General features: G+C 62.9%; 30 protein-coding genes and 1 pseudogene. 7 read left to right on the top strand and 24 right to left on the bottom strand.

The window, feature by feature from the left end:
- The first annotated feature begins 1 nt into the window (after position 1).
- A complete protein-coding gene (locus tag AB1286_RS00155) occupies positions 2–1306 on the top strand; it encodes a hypothetical protein (RefSeq protein WP_430364941.1) in 1305 nt (434 codons plus the stop codon).
- On the opposite strand, the gene AB1286_RS00150 is transcribed toward AB1286_RS00155, so the two are convergent.
- Positions 1307–1849 (bottom strand): FKBP-type peptidyl-prolyl cis-trans isomerase, encoded by a 543-nt coding sequence (locus AB1286_RS00150; protein WP_430361356.1) that lies wholly within the window; start codon positions 1847–1849, stop codon positions 1307–1309.
- Positions 1850–1880: 31 nt separating this feature from the next.
- Between AB1286_RS00150 and AB1286_RS00145 the strand changes: the two genes are divergently transcribed.
- Positions 1881–3122, top strand: coding sequence for a JmjC domain-containing protein (locus tag AB1286_RS00145; RefSeq protein WP_430361355.1), 1242 nt, complete (start codon positions 1881–1883; stop codon positions 3120–3122).
- A 229-nt stretch (positions 3123–3351) separates the two neighbouring features.
- The gene (locus tag AB1286_RS00140) at positions 3352–3636 is read left to right on the top strand and encodes a hypothetical protein (RefSeq protein WP_430361354.1); all 285 of its coding nucleotides are present in this window, start codon (positions 3352–3354) and stop codon (positions 3634–3636) included.
- Positions 3637–3731: 95 nt separating this feature from the next.
- On the opposite strand, the gene AB1286_RS00135 is transcribed toward AB1286_RS00140, so the two are convergent.
- From AB1286_RS00135 to AB1286_RS00090, 10 genes are all read right to left on the bottom strand, one after another.
- Positions 3732–4514, bottom strand: coding sequence for an MBL fold metallo-hydrolase (locus AB1286_RS00135; protein WP_430361353.1), 783 nt, complete (start codon positions 4512–4514; stop codon positions 3732–3734).
- A gap of 10 nt (positions 4515–4524) precedes the next feature.
- Positions 4525–5661, bottom strand: coding sequence for an outer membrane protein assembly factor BamC (gene bamC, locus AB1286_RS00130; RefSeq protein ID WP_430361352.1), 1137 nt, complete (start codon positions 5659–5661; stop codon positions 4525–4527).
- Between the two features lie 114 nt (positions 5662–5775).
- Positions 5776–6693, bottom strand: coding sequence for a 4-hydroxy-tetrahydrodipicolinate synthase (gene dapA, locus AB1286_RS00125; RefSeq protein ID WP_430361351.1), 918 nt, complete (start codon positions 6691–6693; stop codon positions 5776–5778).
- A 42-nt stretch (positions 6694–6735) separates the two neighbouring features.
- Positions 6736–7356 (bottom strand): class I SAM-dependent methyltransferase, encoded by a 621-nt coding sequence (locus tag AB1286_RS00120; protein ID WP_430361350.1) that lies wholly within the window; start codon positions 7354–7356, stop codon positions 6736–6738.
- A 37-nt stretch (positions 7357–7393) separates the two neighbouring features.
- Positions 7394–8596: a tryptophan--tRNA ligase gene (locus tag AB1286_RS00115; protein ID WP_430361349.1), complete on the bottom strand. Its 1203-nt coding sequence runs from the start codon at positions 8594–8596 to the stop codon at positions 7394–7396.
- Between the two features lie 4 nt (positions 8597–8600).
- Entirely contained in the window at positions 8601–9266 is a 666-nt protein-coding gene (locus AB1286_RS00110) for a site-2 protease family protein (protein WP_430361348.1), read from the bottom strand.
- Positions 9267–9318: 52 nt separating this feature from the next.
- A complete protein-coding gene (locus tag AB1286_RS00105; RefSeq protein WP_430361347.1) occupies positions 9319–9951 on the bottom strand; it encodes an L-threonylcarbamoyladenylate synthase in 633 nt (210 codons plus the stop codon).
- A gap of 110 nt (positions 9952–10061) precedes the next feature.
- The gene (locus AB1286_RS00100; RefSeq protein WP_430361346.1) at positions 10062–10892 is read right to left on the bottom strand and encodes a 3',5'-nucleoside bisphosphate phosphatase; all 831 of its coding nucleotides are present in this window, start codon (positions 10890–10892) and stop codon (positions 10062–10064) included.
- A 114-nt stretch (positions 10893–11006) separates the two neighbouring features.
- Positions 11007–11891 (bottom strand): alpha/beta fold hydrolase, encoded by an 885-nt coding sequence (locus AB1286_RS00095; protein ID WP_430361345.1) that lies wholly within the window; start codon positions 11889–11891, stop codon positions 11007–11009.
- A gap of 132 nt (positions 11892–12023) precedes the next feature.
- Positions 12024–12926 (bottom strand): ferritin-like domain-containing protein, encoded by a 903-nt coding sequence (locus tag AB1286_RS00090; protein WP_430364940.1) that lies wholly within the window; start codon positions 12924–12926, stop codon positions 12024–12026.
- 174 nt (positions 12927–13100) lie between these two features.
- On the opposite strand from AB1286_RS00090, the gene AB1286_RS00085 reads away from it, so the two are divergent.
- From AB1286_RS00085 to AB1286_RS00075, 3 genes are all read left to right on the top strand, one after another.
- Entirely contained in the window at positions 13101–13625 is a 525-nt protein-coding gene (locus AB1286_RS00085; protein ID WP_430361344.1) for a gamma carbonic anhydrase family protein, read from the top strand.
- A gap of 59 nt (positions 13626–13684) precedes the next feature.
- On the top strand, positions 13685–14635 hold the full coding sequence (gene hslO / locus AB1286_RS00080) for an Hsp33 family molecular chaperone HslO (protein ID WP_430364939.1): 951 nt from the start codon (positions 13685–13687) through the stop codon (positions 14633–14635).
- Between the two features lie 73 nt (positions 14636–14708).
- A complete protein-coding gene (locus tag AB1286_RS00075) occupies positions 14709–15101 on the top strand; it encodes a hypothetical protein (protein WP_430361343.1) in 393 nt (130 codons plus the stop codon).
- Between the two features lie 66 nt (positions 15102–15167).
- On the opposite strand, the gene ftsB is transcribed toward AB1286_RS00075, so the two are convergent.
- The 6 genes from ftsB to AB1286_RS00045 form a co-directional block, all read right to left on the bottom strand.
- Positions 15168–15617 (bottom strand): cell division protein FtsB, encoded by a 450-nt coding sequence (ftsB, locus tag AB1286_RS00070; RefSeq protein ID WP_430361342.1) that lies wholly within the window; start codon positions 15615–15617, stop codon positions 15168–15170.
- A 111-nt stretch (positions 15618–15728) separates the two neighbouring features.
- Positions 15729–17012, bottom strand: coding sequence for a phosphopyruvate hydratase (gene eno / locus AB1286_RS00065; RefSeq protein ID WP_430361341.1), 1284 nt, complete (start codon positions 17010–17012; stop codon positions 15729–15731).
- 46 nt (positions 17013–17058) lie between these two features.
- A complete protein-coding gene (gene kdsA / locus AB1286_RS00060; protein WP_430361340.1) occupies positions 17059–17913 on the bottom strand; it encodes a 3-deoxy-8-phosphooctulonate synthase in 855 nt (284 codons plus the stop codon).
- Positions 17910–19568 (bottom strand): CTP synthase, encoded by a 1659-nt coding sequence (locus AB1286_RS00055; protein WP_430361339.1) that lies wholly within the window; start codon positions 19566–19568, stop codon positions 17910–17912. Before AB1286_RS00055 ends, kdsA begins: the two co-directional genes overlap by 4 nt.
- Before the next feature lie 126 nt (positions 19569–19694).
- Positions 19695–20498, bottom strand: coding sequence for an alpha/beta fold hydrolase (locus AB1286_RS00050; RefSeq protein WP_430361338.1), 804 nt, complete (start codon positions 20496–20498; stop codon positions 19695–19697).
- Positions 20499–20527: 29 nt separating this feature from the next.
- Positions 20528–20728, bottom strand: coding sequence for a hypothetical protein (locus AB1286_RS00045; protein WP_430361337.1), 201 nt, complete (start codon positions 20726–20728; stop codon positions 20528–20530).
- A gap of 147 nt (positions 20729–20875) precedes the next feature.
- Between AB1286_RS00045 and AB1286_RS00040 the strand changes: the two genes are divergently transcribed.
- Positions 20876–21070 (top strand): hypothetical protein, encoded by a 195-nt coding sequence (locus AB1286_RS00040; protein ID WP_430361336.1) that lies wholly within the window; start codon positions 20876–20878, stop codon positions 21068–21070.
- 9 nt (positions 21071–21079) lie between these two features.
- Here AB1286_RS00040 and AB1286_RS00035 read toward each other — a convergent pair whose 3' ends face one another.
- The 7 genes and pseudogenes from AB1286_RS00035 to AB1286_RS00005 all read right to left on the bottom strand — a co-directional run.
- Positions 21080–21661: a hypothetical protein gene (locus AB1286_RS00035; protein ID WP_430361335.1), complete on the bottom strand. Its 582-nt coding sequence runs from the start codon at positions 21659–21661 to the stop codon at positions 21080–21082.
- A 1-nt stretch (position 21662) separates the two neighbouring features.
- The gene (locus AB1286_RS00030; RefSeq protein ID WP_430361334.1) at positions 21663–22145 is read right to left on the bottom strand and encodes a glycoside hydrolase family 108 protein; all 483 of its coding nucleotides are present in this window, start codon (positions 22143–22145) and stop codon (positions 21663–21665) included.
- Positions 22138–22326 (bottom strand): hypothetical protein, encoded by a 189-nt coding sequence (locus tag AB1286_RS00025; protein ID WP_430361333.1) that lies wholly within the window; start codon positions 22324–22326, stop codon positions 22138–22140. Before AB1286_RS00025 ends, AB1286_RS00030 begins: the two co-directional genes overlap by 8 nt.
- 10 nt (positions 22327–22336) lie before the next feature.
- Positions 22337–22807 (bottom strand): hypothetical protein, encoded by a 471-nt coding sequence (locus AB1286_RS00020; protein ID WP_430361332.1) that lies wholly within the window; start codon positions 22805–22807, stop codon positions 22337–22339.
- Positions 22804–23733 carry a tail fiber domain-containing protein gene (locus tag AB1286_RS00015; RefSeq protein ID WP_430361331.1) on the bottom strand — a complete coding sequence of 310 codons (930 nt, stop codon included), beginning with the start codon at positions 23731–23733 and terminating at the stop codon, positions 22804–22806. The genes AB1286_RS00020 and AB1286_RS00015 overlap by 4 nt, the downstream gene beginning before the upstream one ends.
- Before the next feature lie 104 nt (positions 23734–23837).
- Entirely contained in the window at positions 23838–24809 is a 972-nt protein-coding gene (locus AB1286_RS00010; protein WP_430361330.1) for a hypothetical protein, read from the bottom strand.
- A gap of 4 nt (positions 24810–24813) precedes the next feature.
- Positions 24814–25539, bottom strand: a pseudogene (locus tag AB1286_RS00005) (hypothetical protein); the annotation flags it as partial.

Genomic DNA, 25539 nt, shown 5'->3' with positions numbered 1-25539 from the left:
GATGCGCCGGCGGGCGTCATCGCAATGGCGGCGATTCGGTGCGCTCGCTTTCGGGCTGGCCGCACTTGCCTCGTTCGCTGCGCCTGCCCGGGCAGCCGAGCCGCGCTTTTCGTTCGCCGTTATTTCAAGCGTGATGAAAAGCGCGGCGGACGAACCGTTGGCTCAACGGCTAATCGATGCCATTGGGCTCGATCAGCGCCTGTCGTTCGTTGTTTATGACGGCAACATCAAGGGCACAGCGGAGCGCTGCGGCGATGCGCTATTCGATCGCCGCCAGCAACTGCTCGCGGCTTCTGCCATACCGCTGATCCTGCTTCCCGGCCAGCATGATTGGGCTGATTGCGCGAGTGCGAGCGGCGGCGGCTACGACGCGGCGGAACGGCTGGATTTTCTGCGGCAGACGCTCTATTCGGATACCTCGTCGCTGGGCCGGTCGACGCTTTCCCTGACCCGCGAAAGCGAGGTCGCGCGCTTCCGCGCGTTTCGCGAAAACGTTCGTTGGGAGGCCGAGGATACGGTCTTCGTCGGCCTGAACGTCGTAGGAGGCAACAACCATTACTCCGACGCTGGTGGACGCAACGGCGAGTTCGACGATCGCGCGATCGCATCGGCGTTCTGGCTCGAACATGCGGCGGAGTACGCGAAGCGTCGTCGCGCGAAAGCGTTAGTCGTGTTCGTCGAAGCGGATCCGAATTTCTCGCGCTACGAAGAGCACACCGACCGGTTCCCGTGGCTGCGCTTCGCGCGGCGCCGCAAGCCCGACGGCTACCTCGAATTCAAGCGCAGCCTCGTCAACGCGGCACGAACGTTCCGCGGCCCGATCGTACTGATCCACCACGACAGCTACACGCTTGCGAGAGGTTTCTCGATCGACCAGCCTTTGTTTAACGATAAAGGCGAGCGCGTCGCGAATTTGACGCGCATTGCGATCGCGCCGCGCGATGCGACGACGCAATGGATCGTGTTGGATGTGAATTACGCGCGCCCCGCACCGTTTCGTGTGAGCGTTCGCGTGATACCTAAGACATTGCCGGTGCCGCCCGCGGCACCGGCCATCTCGACACCGATGCCCGCATCGGCCATCGGCACGCCGGGGCCCGCCATCGAACCGCTGCCGGGTATCCAGTATGTGCTGCCGGCACCGCCGGCGTCGACGCCGCCGGCACCGCAACCCGAGCCGCCTTTGCTGCCCGACACCGCAGGGAGCGGGTCGGCGCCGCGCATACAGAGCACACCGGCCTCTCCCGCGTCTTCCACGGGCTCACCGGCAGCGCCCGACGACACGGCGCCGGGCGCGAAGCCCTAGTCAGTGCAGGGTGGGGGCTCCTGACGCGCCCGCCTCATCGTCATCGTCTTCATCGACGATTTCGATGCCTTCGGCGCCATGTACGTGCGCGTGCTCGATTTCATCTGCCGTGGCTTCGCGCACTTCCTTGACGGTCAATGCGAAACGCAAGGCCATACCGGCCAACGGATGGTTGCCGTCCAGCACGACTTTGTCTTCCGCCAGATCGGTCACCGTGTAGATGAGCGAATCCATCTCGTCGTCGCCATCCTCGGGGGTGCCTTCGAACTGCATGCCCACTTCGAGGGGCTCGGGAAAGCGATTGCGCGGTTCGATCTTCACGAGTTCCGGATCGTATTCGCCGAACGCGTCTTGAGGTTCGAGCTGGATCTGCGTTTCGAAGCCCGCCTCGTGTCCGTCAAGCTCTTCCTCGATTTTAGGGAACGTGCCATCATAGCCGCCGTGCAGATAGACCATCGGCTCGTCGCTTTCCTCGATGAGATTGCCCTGGGCATCCGAGAGCTTGTAAGCGACCGAAACAACGGTGTTCTTTGCGATTTTCATTCGAGTCTCCAAAATACGGTTCCATTATACGATGCCCAAGCGGCCCCTCGACGATCGGGCCGGTACGGCCGCCACGTCCACCCCATCCGTGGCGCTCGCCGCGCCCCCTTCCCCCGACGTGCCGACACCGCTGCTCGGCGGTCTCACGCCGTCGCAATTCATGCGGCGCTATTGGCAAAAAAAGCCTCTGCTGATTCGTGGCGCCATTGCCGACGTCACGCCCCCGCTCTCGCGCGATGCGCTCTTCGACCTCGCTTCCAGCGACGATGCCGAAGCGCGCCTCATCTCGCAGGTACGCGGACGCTGGAATCTGGAACACGGTCCGTTCGATCTCGACGCGCTACCGAGCATCAAGCGCCGCGAATGGACGCTGCTCGTCCAAGGCGTGGACCTGCACGACGATCGTGCGCGCGCCCTGCTCGAGCGATTCCGCTTCGTGCCCGACGCCAGACTCGATGATCTGATGATCTCGTATGCGACGGACGGCGGCGGCGTGGGCCCGCATTTCGATTCCTACGATGTGTTTCTATTGCAGGTACACGGCAAGCGCCGCTGGCGCATTTCGGCGCAACGCGATCTCACGTTAAAACCTGGATTGCCGTTGAAGGTTTTACAGCACTTCGAGCCGGAGCAAGAATGGCTGCTCGAGCCCGGCGACATGCTGTACCTGCCGCCGCATATCGCGCACGACGGCATCGCGGAAGGCGAATGCATGACTTGCTCGATCGGCTTTCGCGCCCCCTCCGCGAACGAGTTGATCGGCCAGTTTTTGTACTATTTGGCCGAACGGGGCGAGGCTGCCCACTCCCCGGCGGGCGAGCGGCTCTATCGCGATCCGAAGCAAACCGCCGTCGCCCATCCGGCCAAGCTGCCGCAAGCCATGGTCGAAGAACTTGGCGCGATCCTTGCAAGGGTGCGATGGACGCAGCGCGACTTGGTTTCGTTCCTCGGCAGCTATTTGAGCGAGCCCAAATCGCAGGTCGTGTTTGACGCGCCCGATCGGCCGCTTAACGAAGCGGCGTTCATCCGGCGCGCGCAGACGTCGGGGATCCGGCTCGACAACAAAACGGCGCTTCTGTATGGCGAGCGGACCTACTTTATCAACGGTGAAGAATCGGCACTCGGGACCGGCAAAAAATGGCTCTTCGAATTGGCCGATGTTCGACGCATTGAGGGGAAACGCTTTGTAACACTCTCGGCCGATCGATCGATGACAGCGTTGCTGTACGAGTGGTATCGTGCCGGCTGGGTACGAGTCGGCGCAATTTCATGAAGCCGGCCGCCCCAACCTATCAATTACGGTTAAATTCTGTATGAGAAAGGCAACGTATTGACCCTGCTTTGTCGACGGTCGGTACGAAAGTGCATATAATTTCCGCCCAAGCCGTGGGGAAGATTCACGCTCTGAAGTGCATCCCACCAGCGGCCTAGGTTGGTGTTGGAGCACATTACCGGTATTATTTCGCGCTGTTGCTTACCTTTAACCATAAAAGGACGTGATCATGAAGAAATCCCTCCTCGTAGCATCCCTGTTGGCGGCTGTTGCACTCGCTGCGTGCAACAAGAGCAGCGACCAAAACGCTGCCGCTCCGGCTAGCGACGCCGCTGCCGCTTCGGCTCCGGCCGCTGCTGCTTCGGACGCAGGCGCTGCTGCTTCGGGCGCTGCTGCTGCTGCGAGCGACGCCACGGCTGCTGCGAGCGACGCAGGTGCTGCTGCTTCGAGCGCTGCTGCCGCTTCGGACGCTGGCGCTTCGGCTGCTGCTCCTGCTTCGGGCGCAAGCCAGTAAGCATCTGCCTGCTGCAAAGAGGCAACAAAAAACCGGCCATGTGCCGGTTTTTTGTTGCCCATACGGGTCGTTGATCCGTGTTTCTTCCTTCCCGCCTAGCCTGCCCCGCAATCGAGCCAATCGAACCCGAGTTCTTGCGAGGCGACCATGATATCCCCGGCAGTGGTACCCAATACGCTCGCAAGCGCGGCCTGCGCGAGTTCAGGCAAGTTGTTTTGCTGGCTCAGATGCGCCGCAACGACGTGCGTCAGCCGTGACCTATCGAGCGCCGCCAGGATTTGCGCCGCCGCATCGTTGCTGAGGTGCCCGTGATTGCCGCCGATGCGCGCCTTGAGCGACTGCGGATAACGGCTCGTCGCCAGCATGCGCGTATCGTGATTGCTTTCGAGCACGAGCGCATCGCAGCCGCTGAGCATAGCCGTGATATGCGGCGTCGATGTGCCGACGTCCGTCAGGACTCCTAAGCGACGCGCACCGTCGGAGAAAACGAATTGAAGCGGCTCGCGGGCATCGTGAGGCACGGTATAGGGCATGACCTCGAGATCGCCGATGGCGGCCGTCTCGTCGCCCCACAGCACGTGTAAATCGACGTCGGCGCTATCGGCGCCCACGGCCTTGGCCGTCCCCCAACTCATGTAGAGCGGCAACGACCACTTGCGGGCGAGCGTCAGCGCACTGCCGATATGGTCGCTATGTTCGTGGGTGACGAGAATGGCATCGAGGGCATCGATGCCGTATTGAAGCCGCGCCAGGCGCCGCTCGAGTTCCTTTGCGGAGAACCCGCAATCGAGCAGCACGCGCGTGGTGGTTTGACCGCTGGCGGCCTCGACGACGAGGGCGTTGCCCTCGCTACCGCTGCCGAGGCTTGCAAAGCGCATAGCGTGGCGTTCAGTTCAACTGCGCGTGCAGGAGCGAGATAAGATTCTTGGCGTCGGACGAAGCGTCGAGCTGACCGTTCGCGTCGAGAACCGATACCTCGGTTCCCGTCCCGTTAGGATGCACGTTGACGAGGAATTCCTTGCCGGTCTTTTGTTTCGAGGCCCCGCTGAAGAACAGCTTGCCGAGCAAGCCGTCACGCTTGAGTTCTTGCGTCGAATCGGCATACCGAACGTAGTAGACGCCCTTTTCGCGATCGCGATTGTCGACCGTGAAGTTCGTGCGATCGAGCGCCAGACCGACGCGCAACCAAGCAACGTCGAATCGATCGGAAAGAGCGAGGGTTGTCGACCCGGCGTTCATATCGATCGTCGCGGGCGCCGAAGTGGAGCGCGCGTCCGTCAGCAATTGCTTCGACTGCGCATCGGTCAAACCGAATTGCTGCATCAGCTTGGCGAGGAACACGGCTTCGAGTACCGGGTTGCGCGGACGCTCGACCCAACGCGACGAATCCTTGTCCTGCCCCGTCAGCACTTCTTCGAGGGCGCTGTGCGTAATCGAAATATCGGTCGAGCCGTCGCCGCCTTGCACCACCAACGTGCGGAAGCTATCGCGCGTACCCGACGAGTACGCGAAATCGATGAGGTGACCGATCGTGCGGCGGAACCAGTCGTCGGGGATGTTAGCGCGGTTCTCGGCCCAATCGGTCGTCATGATGCCCGTTGCCGGCGCATCGGACTTCAGCGCGAAACCGTTGTCCTTCCAGAACTCCTCGAGCTGCGGCCAGAGTTGCTCGGGCGTGCGCCCATCGACGACGAGCCAGCGGCGATCGCCGTCGCGTTCGATATGCATGCCGAACGGATCTTGCGCCGTCGGCACGCCCTCGCTCGAATTGCCGGCGACGGTCATGTTGCGGGTCGGCGCGCCGCCGAGTGCGGCGCTGACGGGCGGCGCCGTGTACTGCGACTGCACCTTGGCCTCGTTGAGGTCGCTCGGTACCTTCAGCGGCGGAGCCGAACCCGTTGACTTGTAATCGACGCGGTCGGAGGCGAACCAATCGTTGAGCGTATCGCAGCCCGCGAGCGAGGAGATCGCGAGCACAAGCGCCGCTGCGCGGATGGCATGGATGGAGAAAGCGGAACGTTTCATGAGGTCCTTCGTGATGCGCAACCGACGGCGCCGAGCGTATGGTCTCAACGCGGTTATCGACGTCGATGAATGCTATGAATCCGATGCGGCCGCGACGCTGCCCGCTCGGCCCTATTAGGCCAGCAGGCCCGCTTCGACGAGCGCGGCGCGTACCGTCTCGTGGCACCGCGAATCGAGCGGTGTCAGCGGCAGCCGAATGCCGCCCTTCATCCGCCCCATCTGCTCGAGCGCCCATTTAACCGGAATCGGATTCGACTCGATAAACAGGTGCTTGTGCAGCGAAAGCAGCTTGAAGTGGATATCGCGCGCCGTCTTCACGTCGCCTGCGAGCGCGGCACGGCACAACTCGCTCATCGCGCGGGGCGCCACGTTGGCCGTCACCGAGATGTTGCCGTGACCGCCCAGCAGCATCAGCGCGATCGCCGTCGGATCGTCGCCGCTGAAAATCGAGAAATGCGCGGGTGCCGCTTTGATCAGCTGCGCCGCGCGGTCGATATTGCCCGTGGCGTCTTTGATGCCGATGATGCCCGGCACTTGGCTCAAGCGCAGCGCCGTCTCGTTCGACATATCGGCGACCGTGCGGCCCGGCACGTTATAGAGGATGACGGGCAGCTCGACCGATTCCGCGATTTTCTGGAAATGGCGGTAGATGCCCTCTTGCGTCGGCTTGTTGTAGTACGGCACGACTTGCAGCGTGGCGTCCGCGCCGAGGGCCTTGGCTTGCTTCGTCAGCTCGATCGCTTCGACGGTCGAGTTGCCGCCCGCGCCCGCGATGACGGGAATGCGCCCGGCCGTGTGCTCCACGGCCGTCTTGATCATAAGAATGTGCTCGTCGACCGACAACGTGGCCGATTCACCGCTCGTTCCGACGACCACGAGCGCGTCGGTCCCTTCGCCGATGTGCCAGTCGATGAGCTTGCGAAACGCCGGCAGATCGAGCCCGCCGTCTTCGAGCATCGGCGTGACGATCGCAGGAATACTGCCGCGAATGCGCAGGCCGCCTTGGGTGCCGCTGGATGTGCCGTTAGCCATGAAACGCCATGAATTCAAACGTGAAAGCGCGATTGTAGCGGATTAGCCGACCAAATCGTAACGTGCGAGCGCCGTACCCTCGATCGCGCTCTGCGCGGACGCGGATGCCGGCAACGCGGCGCACATGCGCTGGACGAAAGCGGGCCGAGGCACCGCCACGTAACCGTCCTCGTAGGCAACGACCCGAAGCTGCCCGTAAGCGGCCTCCAGCAACTCGCCCGGCGCCAGCAAAAAAGCCGGGTTCGAAGGCTTGCCGACCGTTTCGTTGCCGCGCGCGAACGTCTCGTAAAGCAGGATGCCGCCCGGCGCCAAAAGCTGTGCGAGCCTCGGCATCAAGGGCCGGTACAGGTAGTTCGTCACGACGACGGCCGCGAAGCGCCGCGTTTCGGGCAACGGCCAAGGACTGCCGTCCTCGAGATCCGCCGCCAAGGCTTCGACGCCCTCCATGGCCGCGAGCGCGGCCAGCGCCGGTTGCGCGCGATCGATCGCCACCACGGGATGCCCCCGGCTCGCGAACCAGCGTGCATGACGGCCGCTGCCCGCGGCGATGTCGAGCACCGCGCCGCCCGGCGCGACGAGGTGCGACCAGCGGGCGATCCACGCCGAAGGCTCGCCGGCGCCTTCCGTCGCCGGAAGCACCGGCGTGTCGCTCAGGCCCGTCATACCCGCGCGCCCCCGCTATGACGACGCCGCAGGTGCGTCATGAGTACGACAGCCCCATCACTTCGCGCACGTCGCGCATCGTTTCCGTCGCGAACTTGCGCGCCTTGTCGCAGCCGTCGGCCACAATCGCACGCAGCAGCGACGGATCGTCCATATATTTTTGCGCGCGCTCGAGCATCGGCTGCTGTTCGCGCAAGATGCCTTCGATAACGGGCTGCTTGCACTCAAGGCAGCCGATTCCGGCCGAGCGGCAGCCCTTTTGCACCCATTCGTGCGTCGATTCGTCGGAGTAGACCTGATGAAGCTGCCAAACCGGGCACTTGTCCGGATCGCCCGGATCCGTGCGGCGCACGCGCGCCGGGTCGGTCGGCATCGTGCGGACCTTCTTCGTGATCGTCTCGGCATCCTCGCGCAGACCGATCGTATTGCCGTAGGACTTCGACATTTTTTGTCCGTCGAGGCCCGGCATGCGCGACGCTTTCGTCAGCATGACTTGCGGCTCGACGAGGATGATCTTGCGCGAGCCTTCGAGATAGCCGAACAGCCGTTCGCGATCGCTCATCGACAGGCTTTGCGATTCTTGCAGCATCGCGCGCGCTTGTTCGAGCGCCTCGTCGTCCCCGTCTTGCTGGTATGCGACACGCAACTCGTGATACAGCTTCGCGCGCTTGCCGCCGAGCTTTTTCGCCGCTTCGAGCGCTTTTTCCTCGAAGCTCGGCTCTCGCCCGTACAGGTGATTGAAACGGCGCGCGATTTCGCGCGTCATTTCAACGTGCGGCACTTGATCCTCGCCCACCGGAACGAGCGACGCGCGGTAAAGCAAAATGTCGGCCGCCATCAACACCGGATAGCCGAGGAAGCCATAGGTGGAAAGGTCCTTGTCCTTGAGCTTTTCGATTTGCTCTTTATAGGTCGGCACGCGTTCGAGCCAGCCGAGCGGCGCGCTCATGCCGAGCAGCAGCGCCAATTCGGCGTGCTCGGGCACGCGGCTTTGAATGAACAGCGTCGCCTGCGCCGGATCGATGCCCGAGGCAAGCCAGTCGATCAGCACTTCCCAAACGTTCTTTTCGATAACCTCGGGCGTCTCGTAGTGCGTCGTCAGCGCGTGCCAATCGACCACGCAGAAGAAGCACGGATATTCCGACTGAAGCCGGACCCAGTTCTTGAGTACACCGTGGTAGTGGCCGAGGTGGAGCGACCCGGTGGGGCGCATGCCGGAGAAGATGCGGTCTGGAAACATGGTGTCAGTTGAGAAGCGAAGCAAGAGGAGTCAGGATGGTCGTCACGGCATCGTAGCCGATCGAAACGAGCGGGCGCAGCCAAATCTTCGTCAACAGGCCGGTCATGACGAGCACCATGACGATAAAAAAACCATACGGTTCCAAGCGGGCCAACGCGATCGCGGGGCGCGGCGGCAACAGCGCCGTCAGCACGCGCCCGCCGTCGAGCGGCGGCAGCGGGAACAGATTCAGCACGCAGAGCACCAAGTTGACGACGACGCCCGCCTCGGCCATGCGCGTGAAAAACGGCTCGTCGACGCCCGCGACGATCAGCAGCACGCCGAGCAAACGCCACAGGAGCGCTTGGATGAAGTTGCAAAGCGGTCCGGCCAGCGCCACCCAAAACGTGCCCCAGCGAGGATTGCGCAAATTGCGAAAGGCGACGGGCACAGGCTTCGCGTAGCCGAACATGAACGCGCCGCCCGTGGCGAAATAAAGGAGCAACGGAATCGCGATCGTACCGAGCGGGTCGATATGCCGCATCGGGTTGAACGACACGCGCCCCATCAAATAGGCCGTGTTGTCGCCGAGCATCCGTGCGACATAACCGTGCGCGGCCTCGTGCAGCGTGATCGCGAAAATCACCGGCAGCGCGTAGACGACGATCGTCTGGATCAAAGAGGGATTCATGGAAGTATTGTAACAAGCACCGGGGCGCGCCCCGCCCCCGCCCCGAACGGGCTCAAGTCGCCACGAGCCCGAACGGCTCGAGCGCTCCGCGTCCGGCTCGGACGAGCACCGGGTCCTCGCCGGTCAAATCGATGACGCTCGACGGTTCGCGTGGGCAGGCACCCCCATCGATGACGAGATCGATCTGCTTTTCGAGCCGCAACCGGATTTCCTCCGGATCGTTCAACGGTTCGTCCTCGGAGGGCAGAATCAGCGTGGTGGCGATGAGCGGCTCGCCGAGCGCTTCGAGCAGCGCCAGCGTGATCGCGTGGTCGGGAACGCGCAGCCCGATCGTTTTGCGCGACGGATGCGAGAGGCGCCGCGGCACCTCCTTGGTCGCCAGCAAAATAAAAACGTAGGGACCGGGCGTGACGGATTTGATGAGGCGAAACTGCCGATTGTCGACCATCGCGAACGTCGCGAGCTCCGATAAGTCGCGCACGAGCAGCGACAAATGCTGCCGCTCGTCGAGCCCGCGAACGCGGCGCAGGCGTGCCACCGCGTCTTTGTCGTCGAGCCGGCATGCCAACGCGTAACTCGAGTCGGTCGGAAGTGCTATCACGCCGCCGTCCTTGACGATCTGGATGGCCTGCGCGATCAGCCTAGGCTGCGGATTGTCTGGGTGAATCCTAAAGAACTGGGACATGAGCGAGCAGTCGGTGAGCCGGCGGAAACGGCGATGCCCTGCCGTGGGTCTCGCATGGCGCCTTGGACAAACAAGCGGGCCATGCGTACTCCGGAGCGAAGACGCGAGCGCTAGAGCCAGCGCTCCCAAACCGGCTTGAGATCGGGCGGCAACGGCGGCAGCTTGCCGAGTTCGGTGCGCCCCTCCGAGGGGGCGTGGAAATCGGACCCGCGCGATGCCTCGAAACCGAAGCGGCGTGCGACATCGGCATATTCTCGATACTGATCGGGCGTATGGCTGCCCGTCACGACTTCGATGGCCTTGCCGCCCAAATCGAGGAACTGGCCGAACAGGGTATCGAATTCGAGTTGCGAGTACTTGTAGCGGCCCGGATGGGCGATGACGGCAACGCCGCCCGCCGCTGCAATCCATTGCACGGCGTTCTCGAGCGATGCCCAGCGGTGCGGCACGTAGCCCGGCTTGCCTTCGCCGAGATAGCGCTCGAAGACGTCCGGCGTGGATGCCGCGTAACCGCGCTCCACGAGGAAACGAGCAAAGTGCGTGCGGGAGATCAGTTCGGGGTTCGACACGTAACGCAGCGCGCCTTCGTAGGCGCCCTCGATCCCGAGTTCCGCAAGGGCGTCGCTCATGGCCTGCGCGCGTGCGCCGCGCCCGTTACGCGTTGCATAGAGACCGGAGAGCAGCGTCTCGCACGACGGGTCGATACCGAGGCCGACGATATGTACGGTACGCGACGCCCACGTGACCGAAATCTCGACCCCGCTCACGTAGGCCATGCCGAGCGACTCGGCTTCGCTACGCGCCTGCGCCTGCCCCGCTACTACGTCATGATCGGTCAATGCCCACAGCGTGACTCCGCCGGCATGCGCGCGTTGCGCGACTTCGGCCGGCGTTAGCTGACCGTCGGAGACGTTCGAATGGCAATGGAGATCGGCGTTCATGCTGTCGGTATCGAGTGATACCGACATTTTACCCGCAACGCCCGAAAACAGCCGGCCAGCCGTTCGGCCGATAGCGCGTTCGGCCGGTCCCGAGCCGAAAGCCCGGGGCTGCGATCACGCGCAAAAGGCTTCGATCAGCGCCGCCACTTGCTCGGGCTGATCGTGATGGACCATATGGCCCGCCTCTTCGATCAGCTTTTCCCGCCAGTCGGGGAACGCAGCGAAACGCGCCTTGTACTCGGTAAGCGGAATGGCGCCGGCCAACATCGCCAGGGTCGGCGAGGCGACGGCCTCGACGTGAAGCACTTTGGCGGATACCCGCGACCAGACCGCCATGACTTCGTCCAAACGGTACAACATCGGCCCGTGATGTTTGTGCGCCGGATCGGCCAGCAGCATATAGCGGCCGTCGTCGCCGAGCTTGGACCAGTGACGCGCCAAGAAGCCCGCGCGCTCAGCAGCGAGCCTCGGATTGGTCTTCATCAATCGCGCGGCCACCTCGGCGAGCGAGGCATAGGTCTTGAGGCGGGCCGGTTCGCGGATGTCGTCGAGCCAGCTGGTCAAGCGGCGCGGCCACTCGCTCGGATGCGCGGGCGCCAGCCCGAACCCCTCGAGATCGACGACGCGCCGCACCCGTTCGGGGCGCGCACCCGCGTACAAGCAGACGACGTTCGCCCCCATGCTGTGTCCGACGAGATTGACTTGTCCCGTCGGCGCATAGTGATCGAGCAGCGCATCGAGGTCGGCCAGATAGTCGTGGAACCAGTAGTGGCCGCCGCCTCGCTCGGCCACGGGCCAATCGGAAAAACCGAATCCGCGCGCATCCGGCGCGATGACCTGCCAGTCGCCGCCGAGCGCATCGACGACGAATTGAAACGATGCGGAAACGTCCATCCAGCCGTGCAGCATAAACAGGGTCGGCGCATCGGGACTGCCCCAGCGCCGTACGTGAAGCTTGACGCCACGGACGGTGACGAAATCGGATTGTGGGTTGTTCATGGTCAGTGTCGGCGAGCATCGAAAAACGAATGGTCGTTCGATTATATCGGGGTCTCGACGTTTTGCTCTTTATGCCGCTTCAGAAACGATTAGATGAGGCGCTCGATTCCCGCGCCGCCTGTTTGGCGCACCTCACTCGTCGGCCGGGGGATATTCGCGCGCCTTCCCCGCATTCGTGTGCCCGGCCGGCTCGGTGCCCGCCCCATACGCTTCCAGCGCTGCAAGCTCGTCTTCGTCGAACCCTGCCTCGCGCCGCGCATCGAAATTGAACGGCCCGCGCAAGCGCGGCGCGCGGTAAGCCTGTGCAAGCTGGGCATAGGTGGCGTGCGGCTCGAGCGAGCGCTCAGCACATAGATAGCGAAACCAATGATTGCCGATACGCACGTGACCGATCTCGTCGCGCAGAATCACATCCAAAATCGCCGCCGACGCGTGGTCGCCGGCCTGCACGAGGCGTGCGCGAATCGGCGGCGAAGCGTCGAGCCCTCGTGCCTCGAGCGTGCGCGGCACGAGCGCGATCCGGGCCAATACGTCATCGCGCGTTCGCGCACACATATCCCATAGCCCATCGTGGGCGGGGAAGTCGCCGTAGCTGTGGCCGAGTTCGAGCAATCGCCCTTGTAGCAGCCCGAAATGCCGCGCTTCTTCGGCCGCGACGCGCAACCAGTCGGCGTAAAACGCCTCGGGCATGCCCGCGAAGCGCCAGATCGCATCGAGGGCCAAGTTGATCGCATTGAATTCGATATGGGCAATCGCATGCAGCAAAACGGCGCGCCCTTCCTCGGTCTGCATGCCGCGGTGACGCAGCGCCCGCGGCTCGACGAGTTCGGGCTTGGCGGGCCGCCCCGGCAAGCCGGGCGGCTCCTCGATCGACGTCTGCGGCCGGCAGAGCGCTTCGCCGGCCCGGTATCGCTCGTCCAGCGCGCCCACCGCGGCGAGCTTCGCGCCCGCCTCGCTTTCGCAAAGCGCGGCCAGCGCCAAGCGGCGCATATCGGAATCGTCGAGGCAAGCGGAGTTGGATCGAGGACGGCTCATCGAGAAAATGATCACGTAGCGGGACACGGAACGGCCACCCTGGCTGCGACGCCGGCTCGAACGAGGGCGGCGTATGGGCGGACCGTTTACAATATGCGATTCGACACCTGCGCGTGGCCGTGCCCAAATGCCGCGGCATTGTACCGCCGTGCCCCGCTCGACCAAGGAGACATTGTGCCGATCTACAAGCTGGGAGAACACGCTCCGACGATTCACGAAAGCGTCTTCGTGGCCGATACCGCCACGATCGTCGGCAAGGTTACGCTCGAGGAAAACGCCAGCGTATGGTTCGGCGCCGCCATTCGGGGCGACAACGAACCGATTACGATCGGCTGCGGCAGCAACGTGCAAGAAGGCGCCGTTCTGCATACCGATCCGGGCCGGCCGCTTTCGCTGGGCCGCGACGTAACGGTGGGACACCAAGCGATGCTCCACGGATGCACGATCGGCGACAACTCGCTCGTGGGTATTCAAGCGGTGGTCTTGAATGGAGCGGTCATCGGCCGCAACTGTCTGGTTGGCGCGGGCAGCGTCGTTACCGAAAATAAAACGTTCCCCGACCGTTCGTTGATTTTGGGTTCACCGGCGCGCGTCGCCCGGGAATTGACGGATGAGGAGGTCGAACGCCTCGCACAGAGCGCCAAGAGTTACGTCGAGCGTCGCGCGCTGTTCAAGGCACAGCTCGTGCGAATCGGCTAAACCGAGGCGCCGCTTCGCCGCCGATCGCATCGGCGGCATCGATGATTGAAGGAAGAGTTGTGGACGATCAGTTGCAAAAATTCTTGTTCGCCGCCGCGCCCGTTCGCGGCGAGATCGTTTCCCTGCGCAACACCTGGCAGGAGGTGCTCGCGCGCCGGCAGTACCCCACGGCCGTGCGCGACATTCTCGGCGAGATGATGGCGGCGTGCGCGTTGCTGTCGGCGAATCTGAAATTCGACGGCACGATGATCATGCAGATTTTCGGCGACGGCCCGATCAAAATGCTCGTCGTGCAATGCAGCTCCACGCTGACGATGCGCGCGACCGCGAAAATCTCGAGCGAGTTCGATACGACGCTCGGCGAACGCTTATCGTTCGTCGAACTGCTCAATGCAAGCGGCCATGGGCGCTGCGTGATCACGCTCGACCCGAACGATAAAGTGCCCGGCCAACAGCCGTACCAAGGCATCGTGCCGCTGAACGGCCACGAGGGTCCCCTGCAATCGATCGCGCAAGTGCTCGAGCACTACATGCACCACTCCGAACAGCTCGATACGCGGCTCTGGCTTGCGGCCAATACCGAGCGCGCTGTCGGCATGCTGCTGCAAAAGCTGCCCGGCGACGGCGGCATCGTCCCGCATGCGGGCGAGCACGACGCCGATACGTGGGAGCGCGTTTGCGTACTCGGCGGTACGCTCTCGCAAGACGAGTTGTTGAAGGAAGAGCCGCAAACGCTGTTCCGGCGCTTGTTCTGGCAGGAAAACGTCCAGCATTTCGCACCGACACTCACGCGCTTCGAATGCAGTTGCTCGCGTGAACGCGTCGGCGCGATGCTCAAGCTGCTCGGGCGAGAGGAAGTCGATAGCGTCATCGTCGAGCAAGGCCAGGTGGAGATCCACTGCGAGTACTGCAATCAGCGCTACGAGTTCGATCCTGTCGACGTCGCTCAGCTATTCGCGGCGAGCGAGGTATCGGCCGGTGTCGCGCCGGTCCAGTCGCAGCGGCACTAAGCGCTGCCGGCCCAAGCATGGTTTTGCTTGGGCTCGCTCGAGTTCGTATGAGTTCGCATCCGGAGTTCGACTTATGAACGCTTTACTCCGTCCGCTTCAGTCGCTTGCGCGCGTACCAAGCCGCATGGCGATACCGGCCGCCGGCGCCGCAATGATCGTCGCGCTTTCGGGGTGTGTCGTCGCCCCGCCGCCCGGGCCCATATTGAGCCGCTTGGCGCCGAACCAGCCCGGCGCAGCCGACAGCGCGCATCCGCTCAGCCCCGAAGAGCAAAAGCGTTACGCCGAAATCGACAAGCAAGTCATTCGCGAACAGAACGAAGCGATCGCAGCCGATGCTTGGGCGCGCTATTACGCGCCCACCTATTACTCGGCGCCGGTCACGTTTGGCGGGTATTACGGCGGATGGAACAGCGGCTGGGGGATGAGCTACTACAGTCCCGGCTACTACCCGGGCTGGTGGTGGTAAGCAGCCTGTATAAGAGACTAAAGAACGCCGCTTAGCGCGCGCGCCGTTGCGTTGAGACGCCGCGCCCTACCGATGCTTCGGCTCGGCGGCGTGCTTGGACTTCTCGGCAGCGTGCTTCTTTTCGCCGCGCTTCGGTTTCTCGCGCGAAACGGGATTCGGTACGACACTGACCGGTGCAGCCGAGACTTCGCCGCGCGTGGAGGTATTGCTCGGCACGAGTGTGGCAGGCACGCTCGAGTTCGCGTTCGGCGAGACGAACTGAACGAACACTTCGCCGCCCTTCACCATTCCCATCTCGTAACGCGCACGTTCTTCGACTGCGGCCGTGCCGTTTTGCAAATCTTGAACTTCGCCCTCGATCCGTTCGTTGCGCAGTTTTTCGTCCGCGTTCTTTTGCAATTGCGCCGCCAATTCACCACGCAACTCGTGAACGCTCAACCATCCGCCGTGGCCCCACCAAAGCGGATACTGAATCATCGCGAGCAGAGCGAGAAGAACAACCGTAACGATGCGCATTCAAAAGGCCGCGGATTCAAAATCGCCCCGGCTGCCCCAAAGGAATTTTCCTCGGGGGTCGAGCACGGGGCGCAATGCTAAACGAACGAGCTAGATTAAGCTAACAGCGCATCAACGCAGGTTGTAGAACGTCGACTTGCCCGGGTAGCTGGCGATGTCGCCGAGATCTTCCTCGATACGCAGCAACTGGTTGTACTTCGAGATGCGATCGCTGCGCGAGAGCGAACCGGTCTTGATCTGGCCGGCGTTCAGGCCCACGGCGATATCGGCGATCGTCGAGTCTTCCGTCTCGCCCGAACGGTGCGAAATCACAGCCGTATAGCCGGCGCGCTTGGCCATCTCGATCGCGGCGAACGTTTCCGTCAGCGTACCGATCTGGTTGATCTTGATGAGGATCGAGTTGGCGATCCCCTTCTCGATGCCTTCCTTCAAGATGCGCGTGTTCGTCACGAACAGATCGTCGCCGACGAGCTGGATCTTCTTGCCGAGCTTGTCGGTCAAGAGCTTCCAGCCGTCCCAGTCGCTTTCGTGCATGCCGTCCTCGATCGAGACGATCGGGAATTTGTCGGCGAGGGTCGCGAGGTAGTCGGTGAATTCAGCCGACGACAGTTGCAGACCTTCGCCCGCCAACTGGTACTTGCCGTCGTGGTAGAACTCGCTGGCCGCACAGTCGAGCGCGAGCAGCACGTCTTCGCCCGCACGGTAGCCGGCCTTCTCGATCGCTTGCAGGATCGCCGAGAGGCACTCGGCGTTGCTACCGAAGTTCGGCGCGAAGCCGCCTTCGTCGCCCACCGCCGTGCTCATGCCGCGGTCGGACAGGATCTTCTTCAGCGCATGGAACACTTCCGCGCCGCAACGCAACGCTTCGCGGAACGTCGGCTGGCTGACCGGAACGATCATGAACTCTTGAATGTCGAGGCTGTTGTTCGCGTGCGCGCCGCCATTGACGATGTTCATCATCGGCACCGGCAATTGCATCGCACCCGAACCGCCGAAGTAACGGTACAGCGGCAGGCCCGCTTCCTCGGCCGCGGCCTTGGCGACCGCCATCGACACGGCCAGCATCGCGTTCGCGCCGAGACGCGACTTGTTGTCGGTGCCGTCGAGCTCGAGCAGCGTCTTGTCGAGGAACGCTTGCTCCGACGCGTCGAGGCCCATGATCGCTTCGGAAATCTCGGTGTTGATATGCTCGACCGCCTTGAGCACGCCCTTACCGCTATAGCGGCCGGCTTCGCCGTCACGCAACTCGATCGCTTCGCGCGAGCCCGTGGACGCGCCCGACGGCACGGCCGCACGGCCCATCGTGCCCGATTCAAGCAGCACATCGCATTCGACGGTCGGGTTGCCTCGCGAATCCAAAATCTCACGGCCGATGATATCTACGATTGCACTCATGATTTCCTCTTAGATAACGATGACTTCTCTTTCTTGACGGGTGCAGTCAGTTGAAATCGCGCTCGATGAACGGAGTGCGTTTCACGACGGTATCCAAAGCGACGAGCGTCTCCAGCAGGTCGCTCATGCGCCGCAACGGCACGGCATTAGGGCCGTCCGACAGCGCGCAGGCGGGATCGGGGTGCGTCTCCATGAACAAGCCCGCAACGCCCACGGCGACGGCCGCGCGCGACAGAACGGGCACGAATTCGCGCTGCCCGCCCGAGCTTGTACCCTGCCCGCCCGGCAACTGAACCGAGTGGGTGGCGTCGAACACCACGGGTGCATTCGTCTCGCGCATGATCGCGAGCGAACGCATATCGGAAACGAGATTGTTGTAGCCGAACGAAACGCCGCGCTCGCAGGCGAGGAAGCGGTCTTCCGACAGACCCGCTTCGCGCGCCGCTTCGCGCGCCTTGTCGATCACGTTCTTCATGTCGTGCGGCGCGAGGAACTGGCCCTTCTTGATATTGACAGGCTTGCCCGAGCGCGCGCAGGCATGAATGAAGTCGGTCTGGCGGCACAGGAACGCCGGCGTTTGCAAGACGTCCACGACCGAGGCGACTTGCTCGATCTCCTCGACGGCGTGCACGTCGGTCAGCACGGGTACGCCAAGCTGACGCTTCACTTCGGACAGAATGCGCAAGCCTTCGTCCATACCGAGCCCGCGGAACGACTTGCCCGAGCTGCGATTGGCCTTATCGTACGAAGACTTGTAAATGAACGGGATGCCGAGCTTCGCGCAAATCTCCTTGAGCCGGCCGGCCGTATCGATCGTCATCTGCTCCGATTCGATGACGCAGGTGCCCGCAATCAGAAAAAACGGCTTATCGAGACCGACCTCGAAGTCGCACAGCTTCATGCCTTCTCCTTGCGCGCTTCGTGACAGGCCAGCGCCGCTTCGACGAACGACTTGAACAGCGGGTGGCCGTCGCGCGGCGTCGACGTGAATTCGGGGTGGAACTGCACGCCGACGAACCACGGATGCAGGCTGCGCGGCAGCTCCATCATTTCCGGCAAATCTTCGCTCGGCGTGCGCGCGCTGATGATAAGGCCACCGGATTCGAGTTGCGGCACGTAACCGTTATTGACTTCATAACGGTGACGATGGCGCTCGTTCACATCCTTGCCGTAAATCTGTTCCGCAAGCGTGCCGGGCTTGATCGGGCAGCGCTGGGAGCCCAGACGCATCGTGCCGCCGAGATCCGATTCCTCGGTACGCTTTTCGACACGGCCTTCGCGGTCGTGCCACTCGGTGATCAACGCAACGACGCGATGCGCCGTGGCAGCGTCGAACTCCGTGCTATTCGCGCCTTCCAGACCGACGACGTCTCGGGCGAATTCGATGACGGCCAACTGCATGCCGAGGCAGATGCCGAGATACGGCACCTTCGCCTCGCGTGCATAGCGAATCGCCGCGATCTTGCCTTCCGTACCGCGACGGCCGAAGCCGCCCGGGACCAACACGGCGTCGAGGTGCTTCAGGCTGTCCACGCCCTGCGCTTCGATTTCTTCCGAGTCGATGTACTCGATGTTGACCTTCGTCGACGTATGCACCGACGCATGGCGCAGCGCTTCGATCAGCGACTTGTACGATTCGGTCAGATCGACGTACTTGCCGACCATGCCGATCGTCACTTCGTGCTTCGGGTGTTCGAGCTTGTCCACGATCGCCGACCACATCGACAGATCGGCCGGCTTCGGTTGCAGCTTGAGCTCGTCGCAAATGATGCTGTCGAGACCTTGGTCGTGCAGCATCTGCGGAATCTTGTAAATGCTATCGACGTCCCAAACCGAAATGACGGCGTCTTCCGGAACGTTCGAGAACATCGAAATCTTCTTGCTCTCGTCGTCCGGGATACGGCGATCGGCACGGCACAGCAGCACGTGCGGCAAGATCCCGATCTCGCGCAGCTTTTGCACGCTATGCTGGGTCGGCTTGGTCTTCAACTCGCCGGCCGTCGCGATGAACGGCACGAGCGTCAAATGCACGAAGCAGGCGCTGTTGCGGCCCAGACGCAGGCTCATTTGCCGGGCGGCTTCAAGGAACGGCAGCGATTCGATGTCGCCCACCGTCCCGCCGATTTCGACGATCGCCACATCGGGCTCGCCGCAGGTGGCCGATGCCGCCCCGCGCTCGATGAACGCCTGAATTTCGTTCGTGATGTGGGGAATCACCTGTACCGTCTTGCCGAGGTAGTCGCCTCGACGCTCCTTGCGGATCACCGATTCGTAGATCTGCCCGGTCGTGAAGTTGTTCGCGCGGCGCATCTTCGTGCTGATGAACCGCTCGTAATGACCGAGGTCGAGATCCGTCTCAGCGCCGTCTTCGGTCACGAATACTTCCCCGTGTTGAAACGGGCTCATCGTGCCGGGGTCGACGTTGATGTAGGGATCGAGCTTAAGGAGGGTGACTTTCAGACCGCGCGATTCGAGAATCGCGGCGAGAGAAGCGGCGGCAATGCCCTTGCCGAGGGACGACACTACGCCGCCGGTGACGAAAACAAATTTGGTCATCGCTGGATGCTCGCGGGAAAAACGGATTATACCTTAGGGTCCGCCCTCAGTTGGAACACACATGCGTTGCAACGAGAACACAACCGCAGGCCCGCGCTTAACTGCGCACCCGGCGCGCCGTAGCCGCTACCCGGCTTCGCGCAGCGTTCGCAGCATCCGTTGCAGCGCCCGCGCCGTTTCGATCGGCCGCTCCATCGGAAACAAGTGACTGCCCTCCATCCATTCGAGGCGCCCGCGCGCCGCACGCCGCGTCGCATCGAGCCCTACCTGGCGGATTTCCTTCGAATGAGTGCCGGCGATAAAGCCGAGCGGCACCGGGGCGCCGTGCGCGAGCCGAGGACCGAGCGTACGCGGCAGCGTCCGGTAGATCCGGTATTCGATATCGCGATCGAACGCGAGCGTACGTTTGCCGTCCGCCGAGCTTTGCGGGATACCGAAATCGATGTAGTCGGACAAAACGCGCTCGTCCCACCGGGCGAAGGCGCTCTTGGCATGAAAATGGCGCCAAGCCTCTTCCCGGCTAGCCCATTGCGTGCGCCGCGTGCGCGTGGCGGCAGCCGGCGAAAGGCGCTCGTCGAGCCCGGTCCATTGCGTGAAACGCAAGACGTTCGCGCGCCAGCCGGCGATGACCGGCGAGTCGAGCATGACGACGCCGCGTACCCATTGCGGGTGCTTGAGCGCGGCCATCAGCGAGAGGTAGCCGCCCAGCGAATGACCGACGAGCCAAACGGGCCGCTCGTAGCGTCGCCCGATATCGGCCAGCAGTTCGTCGACGAGATGCGGCCAGTCGCTCGTGACCGGATAGTGGGGGTCGTGGCCGATGCGCTCGATATAGCGAAGCTCGTAATCGTCGGAGAGTTCGGCGAACAACGTCCGGTAAATCGATGCCGGAAAGCCGTTCGCATGCGAAAAGTGGATGACGTCTTTCAAGCGCCGCTGCCTCCAGGTTCGTTCGTTTTTTATCGGTCCATCCAATACCGAGCGTGCGACGCCCGATAACGCTCGAGCTTCAGCCGGCCCGCGTTCGCGACGATCCGCACCGCCCCGTCGCGATCGGTCCGCGCGAGCACGATGCCGCGCGCCTCGAAGCGCGACCATACGTGCGGATGGGGATGGCCAAAGCGATTGCGATAGCCTATCGCCCCACAAGAGCTAGGCATATCAGCTAACACAATGATTTTTAAACACAAACCCCGCGCCGGTCAGCAAACGGGATTTGACCGACTTTCAGATTTTTAGGGCCTTTCGGGACCGTATTGTATCGGTGCGGTCACGTTTTGGTCACATGCCACACAGGACCATACCAAATGAAGAAGACCACCCTCACCCTCGTTCTCATTCTCACCACCGCGGCCTTATCGGCCTGCGGGGGTGGCGGCAGCGACGGCAGCGGCCAAGAAGTCGTCCCGAAGGCCGTCTACCCTATCCCGCTGCGGCCATGCGAGACGACCGGGCCGACGGCGCCTACGTGTGCCGCCAGCCAATCGGCCGGCACGCACTAACGGGGCGCGCTAGCCCCGATTATCGGTAGGTAGTAACGGGTTCGCCTGCATCTTCCCGCGGAAGTAGCTGGCGATCCCGAGCACCGGCGCCATGGTAGCCATCACGGCCGCCTCGGCGCCGAGCATCCCCGGCAACTGGCCGAGTACTCCGGGATTGACGCGAAAGAACATCACGCCGAGATATGCGATCGCGACAGTGACACCGGATGCCAACCCGAGTAACCCGAAGCAGAAGCCGACGAACGGACGCCAGCTATACGTCGGCCAGTGATCCGCCTTCGCCTCGGTCTGCATCGTTTGATTGATGGCTGCGGTATTCGCCGTGTCGGCCGCCAATTCGGCTTTCTCGACGTCGGCCGCGATCTCGGCGAGGTGCGCCTGCTGCTCGAGCACGGCCTTTTGGAACTGCATGGCCAGATTCGGATCGGCCTGGATCGCTGCGAGTGCGGCATCCGGCGCTGACTGTCCGGTGACGGTCTGAGCGATGCCCACGACGTGTTGCGCGACCGCCTCGGCCTTGGATCCACCGAAGAGGCCCGCGATCATGGGCGCGAATTGGGCGAGCGCCATAGCGATAGGGATAAGCGGCATGTCAGTTTGCTCCTCGTTTCAGGTTGTCGGCGATGCGATTGGTCCAGCCCTTGCCGAACGTCGACCACGTTTTCAGCGACGTGTAGTAGCGCAGGCGCAGCGAGTTCCAGCGCAAGATGAACTTGAGCGGATCGGTTGCGCGCACGGCGAAAATCGTCGCGGGCCCGAGCAGCCCGTCGACGGGCGTGGCCGCCGCGCCCTGCATCCAGATCACGGGGTGGCCGCCGTTGTAGTTCGCATCGAAGATTTGGAACCCCACGCGCGGGTCGAACTCGTCGAGATGCAACGGATCCCAATAGAGTTTTTTGGCAATCGCCTTGGCGGTGTCGCGGGGCAGATCTCGCATCGGCCCGGCATAGCCCTGCGCACGCGCGACGCGCTCGGTAACACCCCAGCAGGTCGCGCCGCCGGGGTCCTTCGGGTTATCTACAAAGCCGCCCTCGTTGCCGATGAGCGCATCGAAAGCGTCGTCGAAGCTAGTCATTGCGGGCCTCGCTGAAAAACTTGCGCCATCCCCATACGAGCTGCGACAGGATGAGGATGACCGTGAGCAGCGTCACGATATGCGCCGAATTGGGATCGATGAGCCAGAGCCACCACGAGCTTGTTACGCCGACCGCACTCGCTGTGCCGTTCGTGGCCGCCGCGACCATTTCTTTATGCATATTTTCCCCGTTAGGTTGACGGATAAACCGTCAGGTGATTAGCGGTGCCGTTCGGCGGGACCAGGCTCGCACTTCCGGTCCCGACCCAAGTGCTTAGATTTGATTTTGTGAGCACGACGCTAAGGCCCGCGGTCACATTCACCACTTTGATATTTCCTGTCCAGTTCGGATAGACGCCGCCAGGCGGAATGAGAAAACTGAGCGTGATCGAACCGGACTGATCGGTTATCACCGAAAGCGTGCCGCCAAAGAATTTAGATCCGGTCGGAAATGGAGCCGAACTGGTGCCGCCGCCCCCATTTCCGGTGACATTTCCGTCGAAATGGCCGGACTGGCCGAGTAGGTCGCTAAAACTGACAGGCAGTGCGCTTTTGAATGCCAGCGCGATCACCCAAGGGTGATTTATCGACAGCGGCAATGTAAGGCCGAGTTCGGTCGCGACATCGGACATGGAAAACGGGAACGAGGCTGGAAGCGTCACGGCGTTTCTCCGTGCTCTTCAAGCAAGCGCAATACGCACGGGATAAGCTCGAGCACCGTGACGAGTGCGGCGTGGCCATATGCGACCGAGAGCATGCCTTCCGCATCCTCATGCACCGCCTCTGGGAACACCTCGCGCAGCGACGCCGCGCCGACGCCCGCGCTCCTGATCCGGTCTTTCTTCCATGAAAAGGTGCCATGCAGCACGCCGGCCATGCGCTCCAGAAAGTCGCGCGCCATCGGGCGCCAATCTTCCTTAAGACGCTCGTCAGAACTGCCCGTGATATTTGACCCGCTGACAACGCCGTTTGCCACGACGTTGCCCGTGTTGTCGATAGACAGCGTAACCAGCGAACCCGCTGAATTGAGAAACTGGATCGTCGCGTTTCCCGAGTTCGATCGCATGGACGGTGAATAGCCGTTCGCATTCAAAATGAGGCTAGGGCTTGTCGATCCGGTGGAATTCAACGAGGCGTTTCCGTCAAGCGACAGCGATCCCAGGTCAGATATCGTCGCGAACGTATTGCCGGCATTAGCCCCCGTCGCTATCTGAAACGGCAGTTTCCAGCCGGTGCCATCCCCGAACTTGATGGGGGCTGTGTTGCCGCCAGAAATGGTGCTAAGCGTCAAGCCGGATGACGTTGAAATTTCCAGTGACGGAAAGGTCGCACTTCCGGCGCTCCCTCCGAGTAACGTCAGCCCGGCACTTTGCACTTGGGAAACCGTCGCATACTCGGTGGGATATTGAGCATTCGCTACATTCGTATGCCGGAAGCCGCCCATCGGCAGATTCGCCGTTGCCGTTTGCTGGCCGTCCTTCGTAATGCAGTTCGACAGGCCCGACGCAATATCGGCATCCTGGCCTTGCATGCGCGATGAGCTAATATCTAAACCCTGGGCAGCGTCGTTCTGCCAGTTGTAGATCAAGTTGAACTGCCCCGAACCGTTAAACGGCATGGTGACCCCCTATGCAAAATTCCATCACTGCCCTCGCACCGATCATGTGTGTGGCCATTTACGTGATCCTCAAATCAGGGGTTTCCGCTTGGCGTTCGCTGCGCCGAGTTCAAGAGAAGCGAGCCGAGCGCGCTCTGCGCCGGCGCACCGCCGGGCTGTTGGACGGCCGTATCCGATAGACGTGCGGCTAGGGCTCGATTCACGAACATGCGGTTTTGTGCGTTGTCGACTAGGCCCCCCACATACGGAATCTTCTTCACCCCCGCGCCTACGAGCGACGCGATCGCCGAGGCGGTGTTCGACGTATTGACGGGCGCCGCAGACGGGAAGGCATTCATATACGCGCCGACGCGCCCGATCGCGTTCAGTTGAGCGAGTTCGTCGGGCGTATAGAAGGCCGCGAGCTTAGTCGGGCCGAAAGCCTGCATCTGCTGCATATAAGGCGACGGATTAAACCGCGCATCGCCCGCAGGATTGGCGCCGAAGCCCTTCGCGGCGAGTTGCGCGCCGATCTGGCTGCGCATCTCCTGGAAGGCATCCGGCGCGTGTTGCTGGAGCAATTGCGCCATCGCCGAGACGTCGTCCGTCTTGCCGCCAACGACGAAGCGCTTCACGAAGTCATCAGGCGCGACGGTGTCGGCGGATGCGGCTTGCAGCGCCGGGATCTGATCCTGTAGGGCGAAGCGCTGCGCAGCGAGCGCGCGGGCCGGTGCAAATACTCCGCCCTGGTCGTCGGCCGAAAGAATCGCGTTCTTCACGCTATTGCGGAGTTGCCCGAGCGCTGTATTAGTCGCCGGATCATTGCTCTGATTGGCGTTGATGACTTTGAGCAGGTTTTCGGCATTCTCGATCGAGAAAGTCTTCTGCTGCGTGCCCCCCATGAGCCCGAGCTGATTGAAATTGTTGCGCACGCCACTCGGCACCTTGTCGCCGAAATCGTTCAAGACCTGCGCGTAATCCTGGGCGACACCTTGCAGCGGGACGTCGAGATTCTTGCCGCTCGAGGCGCGCGCGGCCGCATAGGCGTCGCTGACCTGCTGCCCCATCTGATTATCGATCGACTGGAGTGCCCCCCTTAATCGCGCCGCCCGCCTGATAGGCATCCGCAGGTGTGCCGGTAAGTCCCATCAGCGCCTGTTGCAATTGCGCATTTTGCTGATTGAATCGATTTGCGATCGGCGCGCCCGTCGGAGCGCCGCGAATGTTCATTTCCTGGGCGTACTGAATCGGATCGCGTGTGATCTGTCCGAGCGTCGGCTGCATGCCGAGCGTTTGAAAGTCCTGCGCCCGCATCACGGCCGCCGGATCTACCTGCGGGTTTTCCTGAATCGCTTGCGCAATGCGCTGCTGGAGCGGCTGAAACGTGCCGAACTGGCTCGATGCGGTGGGCATCGGCTGGGCGGCAGCGGGCTGCGTCGGCGCTGGAACATTCGGCGCCCCAGGCGCGGCCGCCTGCACTCCATCGCTCGGCGCAGGCGCTCCAAGCGCGGGGCCTACTGGAACAGGCTCGGGCTGCTGCATCGGTGCGTAGGCCTGACGCGCCTGCGGGCCGAGGTCATTGAGCATTCGCTCGACGGCGCTGTCCGCGCGCGAAGCTGCGGCCGCCGGCGGGATCGAAGGCGCCGGCATCATGCGATTCGCCGCGGCGCGCACGCCGGCCGACGCAAGCGAGCCGGCGCCGACACCAGCCGCGCCCCCAAGAAGTGCCGCGCCGATCTGATAGCCGGGCCCGAGGCCGAGTTCGCGCGCCGTGCCGCTCCCGGCCCCCGCACCCGC

The organism is Trinickia sp. NRRL B-1857, assembly GCF_050470685.1.
In the GTDB taxonomy this organism is placed as follows: domain Bacteria; phylum Pseudomonadota; class Gammaproteobacteria; order Burkholderiales; family Burkholderiaceae; genus Trinickia.
This window is presented reverse-complemented; position numbering and strand designations above follow the sequence as displayed.

Bases quoted from the DNA above. Each gene is read 5' to 3' on its own strand.
- AB1286_RS00155 (WP_430364941.1), top strand. From the start codon at position 2: ATGCGCCGGCGGGCGTCATCGCAATGGCGGCGATTCGGTGCGCTCGCT.
- AB1286_RS00150 (WP_430361356.1), bottom strand. From the start codon at position 1,849: ATGAAAATCGCAAAGAACACCGTTGTTTCGGTCGCTTACAAGCTCTCG.
- AB1286_RS00145 (WP_430361355.1), top strand. From the start codon at position 1,881: ATGCCCAAGCGGCCCCTCGACGATCGGGCCGGTACGGCCGCCACGTCC.
- AB1286_RS00140 (WP_430361354.1), top strand. From the start codon at position 3,352: ATGAAGAAATCCCTCCTCGTAGCATCCCTGTTGGCGGCTGTTGCACTC.
- AB1286_RS00135 (WP_430361353.1), bottom strand. From the start codon at position 4,514: ATGCGCTTTGCAAGCCTCGGCAGCGGTAGCGAGGGCAACGCCCTCGTC.
- bamC (WP_430361352.1), bottom strand. From the start codon at position 5,661: ATGAAACGTTCCGCTTTCTCCATCCATGCCATCCGCGCAGCGGCGCTT.
- dapA (WP_430361351.1), bottom strand. From the start codon at position 6,693: ATGGCTAACGGCACATCCAGCGGCACCCAAGGCGGCCTGCGCATTCGC.
- AB1286_RS00120 (WP_430361350.1), bottom strand. From the start codon at position 7,356: ATGACGGGCCTGAGCGACACGCCGGTGCTTCCGGCGACGGAAGGCGCC.
- AB1286_RS00115 (WP_430361349.1), bottom strand. From the start codon at position 8,596: ATGTTTCCAGACCGCATCTTCTCCGGCATGCGCCCCACCGGGTCGCTC.
- AB1286_RS00110 (WP_430361348.1), bottom strand. From the start codon at position 9,266: ATGAATCCCTCTTTGATCCAGACGATCGTCGTCTACGCGCTGCCGGTG.
- AB1286_RS00105 (WP_430361347.1), bottom strand. From the start codon at position 9,951: ATGTCCCAGTTCTTTAGGATTCACCCAGACAATCCGCAGCCTAGGCTG.
- AB1286_RS00100 (WP_430361346.1), bottom strand. From the start codon at position 10,892: ATGAACGCCGATCTCCATTGCCATTCGAACGTCTCCGACGGTCAGCTA.
- AB1286_RS00095 (WP_430361345.1), bottom strand. From the start codon at position 11,891: ATGAACAACCCACAATCCGATTTCGTCACCGTCCGTGGCGTCAAGCTT.
- AB1286_RS00090 (WP_430364940.1), bottom strand. From the start codon at position 12,926: ATGAGCCGTCCTCGATCCAACTCCGCTTGCCTCGACGATTCCGATATG.
- AB1286_RS00075 (WP_430361343.1), top strand. From the start codon at position 14,709: ATGAACGCTTTACTCCGTCCGCTTCAGTCGCTTGCGCGCGTACCAAGC.
- ftsB (WP_430361342.1), bottom strand. From the start codon at position 15,617: ATGCGCATCGTTACGGTTGTTCTTCTCGCTCTGCTCGCGATGATTCAG.
- eno (WP_430361341.1), bottom strand. From the start codon at position 17,012: ATGAGTGCAATCGTAGATATCATCGGCCGTGAGATTTTGGATTCGCGA.
- kdsA (WP_430361340.1), bottom strand. From the start codon at position 17,913: ATGAAGCTGTGCGACTTCGAGGTCGGTCTCGATAAGCCGTTTTTTCTG.
- AB1286_RS00055 (WP_430361339.1), bottom strand. From the start codon at position 19,568: ATGACCAAATTTGTTTTCGTCACCGGCGGCGTAGTGTCGTCCCTCGGC.
- AB1286_RS00045 (WP_430361337.1), bottom strand. From the start codon at position 20,728: ATGCCTAGCTCTTGTGGGGCGATAGGCTATCGCAATCGCTTTGGCCAT.
- AB1286_RS00040 (WP_430361336.1), top strand. From the start codon at position 20,876: ATGAAGAAGACCACCCTCACCCTCGTTCTCATTCTCACCACCGCGGCC.
- AB1286_RS00035 (WP_430361335.1), bottom strand. From the start codon at position 21,661: ATGCCGCTTATCCCTATCGCTATGGCGCTCGCCCAATTCGCGCCCATG.
- AB1286_RS00030 (WP_430361334.1), bottom strand. From the start codon at position 22,145: ATGACTAGCTTCGACGACGCTTTCGATGCGCTCATCGGCAACGAGGGC.
- AB1286_RS00025 (WP_430361333.1), bottom strand. From the start codon at position 22,326: ATGCATAAAGAAATGGTCGCGGCGGCCACGAACGGCACAGCGAGTGCG.
- AB1286_RS00010 (WP_430361330.1), bottom strand. From the start codon at position 24,809: ATGGGGCAGCAGGTCAGCGACGCCTATGCGGCCGCGCGCGCCTCGAGC.